This window comes from Pseudoalteromonas luteoviolacea (genome assembly GCF_001696455.1).
GTDB classification, from domain to species: domain Bacteria; phylum Pseudomonadota; class Gammaproteobacteria; order Enterobacterales; family Alteromonadaceae; genus Pseudoalteromonas; species Pseudoalteromonas luteoviolacea_C.
Genome location: NZ_MAUJ01000059.1, coordinates 1 through 392, shown reverse-complemented (window position 1 = coordinate 392; position 392 = coordinate 1). Strand labels below are relative to the sequence as shown.

General features: G+C 50.0%; 1 protein-coding gene. It reads left to right on the top strand.

The annotated features are described in order from the left end of the window. Positions 1-392: SdrD B-like domain-containing protein (locus tag A7985_RS25495; protein ID WP_141685459.1), on the top strand; the 392-nt coding region annotated here is incomplete at both ends.

Sequence of the window (392 nt, the reverse complement as noted above, 5' to 3'; positions counted from 1 at the left end):
GGTGAATTTGGCTTTGCTGGTTTAATCGAATCAAATGCGGATGGCTATACGATCACGCAAACACCAAGCTCAGATCACCAAACGGGTAATCGTTATATCGGCAGTGGCGCAGGTGTTATCAGCAATGTTGCTAAAGTCGTGGTCGGCACAGATCCAACACCAGCGATCCGCTTTACTGAAAAGCCTAATGAGGGCGACAAATCAATATCAGGCCGCGTGTTTGTAGACATCAACCAAGATGGCGACCTGAACGGCAATGACTTTGCTCTACAAGGGGTTGCGATCCAGCTAAGCGGTCAGGATCTCTATGGTGAAGTGGTTGAGCTCAGCACGGTAACCGATGCCAAAGGGGCATTTCATTTCACGGAGCTGCGCGCTTCAAATCAAGCGGG